Origin of the sequence: Catenibacterium sp. UBA627 (assembly GCF_002299355.1) — a bacterium.
GTDB classification, from domain to species: domain Bacteria; phylum Bacillota_I; class Bacilli_A; order Erysipelotrichales; family Coprobacillaceae; genus Catenibacterium; species Catenibacterium mitsuoka.
This window is the reverse complement of record NZ_DBPF01000130.1, coordinates 1-6,222: the sequence shown is the minus strand read 5'-3', so window position 1 is coordinate 6,222 and position 6,222 is coordinate 1. Positions and strand designations below refer to the sequence as shown.

At 32.0% G+C, this 6,222-nt stretch carries 6 protein-coding genes; all 6 read right to left on the bottom strand.

Going from position 1 to position 6,222, the window contains the following annotated elements:
- Positions 1 to 174: 174 nt before the first annotated feature.
- Positions 175 to 1,143, bottom strand: a complete 969-nt coding sequence (locus B2S90_RS08850; RefSeq protein ID WP_286696914.1) for an LAGLIDADG family homing endonuclease — start codon at positions 1,141 to 1,143, stop codon at positions 175 to 177.
- A 551-nt stretch (positions 1,144 to 1,694) separates the two neighbouring features.
- Positions 1,695 to 2,396, bottom strand: a complete 702-nt coding sequence (locus tag B2S90_RS08845; protein ID WP_286696913.1) for a hypothetical protein — start codon at positions 2,394 to 2,396, stop codon at positions 1,695 to 1,697.
- A gap of 245 nt (positions 2,397 to 2,641) precedes the next feature.
- Positions 2,642 to 3,697: a hypothetical protein gene (locus B2S90_RS08840; protein ID WP_286696912.1), complete on the bottom strand. Its 1,056-nt coding sequence runs from the start codon at positions 3,695 to 3,697 to the stop codon at positions 2,642 to 2,644.
- Between the two features lie 12 nt (positions 3,698 to 3,709).
- A complete protein-coding gene (locus B2S90_RS08835) occupies positions 3,710 to 4,885 on the bottom strand; it encodes a hypothetical protein (protein ID WP_286696911.1) in 1,176 nt (391 codons plus the stop codon).
- 215 nt (positions 4,886 to 5,100) lie between these two features.
- Entirely contained in the window at positions 5,101 to 5,430 is a 330-nt protein-coding gene (locus tag B2S90_RS08830; RefSeq protein ID WP_286696910.1) for a hypothetical protein, read from the bottom strand.
- A gap of 47 nt (positions 5,431 to 5,477) precedes the next feature.
- A complete protein-coding gene (locus tag B2S90_RS08825) occupies positions 5,478 to 5,948 on the bottom strand; it encodes a hypothetical protein (protein WP_286696909.1) in 471 nt (156 codons plus the stop codon).
- Between the last annotated feature and the right edge of the window lie 274 nt (positions 5,949 to 6,222).

The window sequence follows — 6,222 nt, the reverse complement described above, 5'->3', positions numbered from 1 at the left end:
CAGCATATCTTTTCATCCTAAATTTAATTAGGAGTCGGAGCCTCTTGGGAACATTATATTCTATCTCTAGGTTCAGTTCCTATGCGTTGCGTGTGACTATAATATTATTTATAGCCTTCCACTCTGATTAGCGTTTCAGCCTTCCAGTTTTCTTCTCCGATAAAATAACATACATTACTGTATGTCTAGGCATTGTTTATATATTTCATACTTTCTATCTAAGCATATATGCGAGTCATCGTACATATACTTTAAAAAATTAACTACATTATCTTTGCCACTAAAGAACATATCGTAGTTTTCTTCTTTAGACGTGATAATACCGCATCTAATATCGACATTATTGAGATATTCTTTTAGTTGATTAACAAAGTCGTGTGAGCCACAGGTAATCTTAGCTCTTGGATACCTAAGATGTTTTCTTTCAGAGTGTTGGTATATACCACAGCTACCATCTCCATCGAAATACCCTCTAATAAAGTGTCTCATTAATTCATCTGGCACAATTCCAAATGGCATTGTTATAATTTTAGACTTTCTTTGTATGCATCCGCAATTTACAAGGTTAAGAAACAGCTGCTTTGAATAGTATGCAAGTTTACACCCTTTGCAAATATTGTCAGACGTAGGGGATTTATGATAAAATATATCAATGTGCATATTTCCATTCATATATTTATTAAGTTTCTTCAAATGCCCAATATCTTTATATTGTAACTCAACCCCATACCACCAACTGTGCTCTGTATGACAAACATATCCGTCAGCATACAAAAAACCAAGCCAATAAGCATCTTCCTCTGTAAGAATCTTTGCAAATTTATTCCTATCATAAGAATAAATTGGTTCATTCTTTAAGCCAAGCCTTGATTTTTTAACATGAACAGCTTTTGGACTTCTATTAAGAAATTCTGCGATTTCATTCGTAGTCATATCTCGATAATGTTCTTTTATAAATGATATTTCTTCTTCTGACCATTTATTGTTTTTACACCCAGTTTTGCTTAAACCGAGTTTTCTCGCCATAGAAAAGACACAACTATAGGTCTTTCCAAGAGCTTTCGCTATCTCTTCGATAGTCATATTTTGATAATTAGATTTTAAAAATTTAATTTCTTTTTCTGTATAAGTATCTATACCCATTACACTTTCCTCCTATAACAATAAGATTTAATCATATAATAAGTCTGAAATATATAAACTAAATTTTACCCAATGCGTTTTCACTGTAGGTTGCTGTAAAAATTACAGAACCATTTTTGAACGGAATCTGACATTCATTAACGCCAATCTTAATCTCATCAACTTTGATTTCCTGTTCTAAGTTCTTACTCATTCGCATATATTCATAAATCTTCTTAACGAATTGTTTACTCTGCGATTTAACAGGACAAACAACAAGGATTTTGAGACCGGGATAAAGAATAGCCATTTGACAACAGAAATCTAGGGTGAGAGAGGATTTCAATTTATTATCTTAAAAGTTTTTTATCTTTTAAATCTTATAATCACTTATAAGTTTAGCATATATTATCAACTATATAAGTTGTCGGGTACTCTTGGGAATATTATATTTATTCAATTCCTATGCGTTACAACGTCAATCAACCTTTCGCAATTTAATTGATTGTCTCGGTATTTTCTTAATGTAAGACCTTTACCGATTTTACCCGATTCTATCTAACTGTCTCCAATTAGTAGGCCATGTCTAAATAATTAAATGTATCAATAAACTTCCGATGTTTTCTTCCTAAATAAACAGTTGCATCGTCATAAAGATAGTGATAGAAATTTATCATAGTCTGTCTTGCGCCAAATTCAAATGTAAAAACATTTCCATGACCTTTTCTAATATTCCCGATGCTCATATTATTATTTTCAAGAATATTTTTTAATACTGTTAGAAAATCAACAATTCCTTGAAATACACCTCTAAAGTTCTTTTGAAGTGTTGGTTTATTTCTTCCCTTCTTGAGTTGCATTCTTTCAGAATACCACACACTTCCATCTCCATCAAAATATCCTCTAACAAAATGGCGAACCATATTATTCGGAATTGTATTTGGAAATTTTAGAGTTAAGCTCTTCTTAGGAGTACAACCGTGATAGATTAAATCATTACACATTTTAGAAGAGCCAGCGGTTATTTTACAATACTCTAATTTCTCATCATGTATTGATGTTCTAGAACTATACTTAATTTGTTTATTTAGTTCAATATCTTTCATGAAATTCTCTACTATTTCAATGTCACACAAAGACACATTTATCTGGATTGTTCTCAGTTTTCTAGTTCCATCTGATAAAATTTCATCCAGAATACAACCATCAGCCATTAAAAAATCCAAGCCAATACGCTTTATGTTCACAATCAATGGTTTCAAAGTAATTTTCATTAAAAGAATCTTTATACATTAAATACTCCTTTAATACATTTAATTATATCGACTAGCAATTCCTCTACTCCCTATAAATATATAGTTTGCAGTATTATTCATTTCCCAAATTAGAACTTTTTGAAAATCATACAACGGCAAACCTAGATATTCAGTAATAAATCTTTGAGGGTTCGCTCTCCAATACCCAACCCATGCTTCAAAATTTTCATTGTATTGCTCTTGAAGTGTGGCGCGTTTTTTCTTTAGTCTTCGGATTGTGATTTTGTCTGACTCTGACATTCTTCATCACTCTCCGTTCCAAGAAGTTGAGCTTTGCCCTTTTCAATTATATCAATACTCCAAGGTTCAAACTCCTTTTCAAATTTTTCAACATATTTATTATTTTTACCCAAAGCCCTTGCAGTACAACCAGCAAACGCATCAAATAACAAATTAACATTATCTACATCTGCTAATTCAGGGTCGGCTTTCTTAACAGGTCTAAATGTTTCAATGTCTTCAATACGTTGACCAACGCACTTAGAATTTTGCACGGCTCTATTTTGTTTTTCAAGTAAGCCACCATTATTCATAAGTGAAGTTAGAGCGTTTAGTTTCTTTGTAACATCTTCACCATTTTCACGAGCTTTATTAATATCAAGAGTTTGATAACAAATCTGTCTAACAATAATATCAATATCTTTAGTGTCAATTTGACCTAGTTTAGATTCCCAATCCATATATTCATTTTGAAGATATGCTAGGTCATCATTATCGAATCTTCCCCAAACACTTTGTAAGTATGCCGTGCTAAATTCAATATCTTCGTAATTATCATCATCTCCAAGTTCACCAGCAACTTTCTTAGGACGCTTAATCTTTGTATAAACATCGTAGTTACTAAGACCTTCGATATTATTTTCGCCTTGAGAATCGTCAAAACTCGAACCCCAGCCATTTTTATCTGCGAATGCAAGATTCTTTAGATAAATTGGTAATAGGTTTTCTTCTCCATTTAACACAGAGTTTTCATTCTGAGATTCTTTCATAGCCGCCAAATATGCTTGATGAATGTACGGAATATCAATTTTTCTACAAGTAAAATAAATAGCGAGGTTTGTATTGCCATTGTATTTTACCAAGTATCCTTTATAAATAGACTTGACACAATCCTTACAATATGGTATCTTATTAAAGAACTTATGATATTCATCTTTCGTGGCATTGAAATTATTTTGAACTCCACAGCCACAACTAATGCAAATCAGTTTCTTTTTCGTCTCTTCTCCGATTTGTTTTCCCTTTTTAGCAATAGCCATGTAATCACCTCATTAATCCAAACGGATAATATTTATAGATTCATAGGGATTATCAGGAGTGACAATATACATAGTCTGGGAAGGGTGAGAAGTAATACGCAAAGACTTGGCATAATTATCTGTGCCGCAAAGAGAACCATTCATAAAAACCATAGTTCCATCAACTTCTTTAGACTCTACATGGTGTTTATGTGCAATAAACATTGCATCATAGAACTTATGGGTTAAAAGCGTCATATTCTGAACTATATCATGAATACTATCTTTATCTCCATGAGAGCCTAGATAATTCCAGTTATAAATACTAAATGTTAAAATATCATTATCAAATTCGTTCTTATTAATATGAATATTATGCACATAGCGCAAAGCGGCCTTTAGATACCAGTCAACAAGAAGAGAAAAATTTTCATTTTGCAAGCTATCATATTTATTAGCCATACAACGAGAATGATTATCAATAACAGAATAATATTCAATATTACAATGTTGAGAAAGCTCATTTAGAAACTCTGCCAAAGCATTAGAAACTTCCATCACCTGTTCAATAACATTCTTACGATTCTCAATCCGAATAGTATTATGAATATATCCAGAAATAGCATCGTTTAAATTAATAACATACAGAGTACCAATCTTTTCAGAATAAATCTTCTTAACAACTGCGTCAAAAAGTTTGGTCATGCGCTCATGGAAGATTTCAGGATTATATTTATTAAGATAATTATCAGTTACCATACCATAATGGAAATCAGACAAGCATAAAATAGCGCTCTTCTCGGTTGATGAAAAGTTACTTCTATTATCATTAAATTCCAAATGGTTTTTGATAACATAATCAGATATGTCCTGTTTGAGCATATCAAAACGAGCAATCTTATTAACATCACGGTTAAGTGCTACTCTATAATCACGCATTTTAACAGTTTCTAGTTTTACATCTAGTTCTTTATTCATTAACTCGTCCATTTGTTCAGACGGGTCTTTATTTTTTTGATAATCCATTCCGTCAATGAACGCCATATAATATTTACGATATGCACTTTCGTCTTTTCTAACGCCAGTAGCTTCGAACATAAGGTCACAAATCCTAGTCCAGCTAATACCGTAGATATCTTTATTCATAGCTAAACGCAAACCATATTCCTTATCGGTTTCGTCTTTATGTTTCAGTAGACTATCTTCCATGTTATCTCCTTTCACTCCAAATAATCCCTTTCAATTCAAATTCGATGACTATTGCCATCGTTACTATCCACAAGAATTTCTACTCATGGATAGTTGCCATAGCAATAAACATTTAAAATCAAAGATACTGTATAATACCATAGTATTATCCCAATACCTTCAACATTTATCGTCGCTGTTTAACGACATCTAGTCTCTATACCTAGCATCATAATTTAACGAGAAGTTTTTAGCTTAGTGTTGGCAATTTTCCAGACAATTTTGTCCTTCCAATCTGTCTCATTATCTTTATAGATGTTACTAATCATCTCGTCAACATCTGCAATATCACCGTTATCTTTTAGTTTCTGTGCCATAGACATTGCCATTGAAAAATCGTACTCATGGTGAGCAAGTTCTTGGTTCGCAAATTCTTTAAATTTAGAGAACGCAGAAGAATCTTCCATGTGAGCCATCATTTTTTGATAATGTTCTGCCATTTCAAGTTCTTCCATAGAATATTTGATTAATTTCTGAATAATAAATTTCGATTCATTTACTGTCATAATAATCACCTATTTGTTAAAAGTGATTTTATAATTTAATGAAATGTTCAAGATTTATTCTCAGGTGGAATAGTCGGTAGACTTAAAATTTTTTCACGAACAGATGGTATCATTCCATTACCGTGCAGAGCTGTGTAGCTCTCAAACATGTGTTGAAAACTTTCTAAGTCATTAACAGAAATCCAACCTTTGACCTCATAACAATTATGATATATCCTTAGCATCGCATCTCTAAGCATATCTCTGTCCGCTTGTGAATTTTGATTCCCTTGCTCTCTCAAGGCTTTAATATCATTAGACAAAGAAGTTATTTTGTCGTTTTGAGAAGCAATCATTTGGTATTGTTCTTCGTTCTGTTTCGCAATTTTTTCAATTGCTTCTTTAATTTCTTTCCTCTCTTGCTTACCCTCTTTTAGAGATTCATCCTTCTTATCATAATGCCTTTTAATAAAAAACAAAAGAAGTCCAGAAACACCAAAAGTAGAGCAAATGTTCATTGCTATTTGCAGTGTATCCACTAATACTCACTACCTTCTACAATATTTTAACCCCTTTTGTTCCTCATCGCTCGGTCAATTTTTATTTTTACAACGAGTCAGAACCGTCACTCGTTTATTTAGTCTGGATTATTTTACCGATAAGACAAGACTAATGCTTATCATCTTCTATTATTCTTTGTAATAAAGAAATAATAGTTTTTTCATTTTCATTTATTTCGTTTAATAGAGAAATAACCTTTTTATTTTCCGAGGTATTATCAAGATTTAACTTATAAGATTTACCAGAATAATT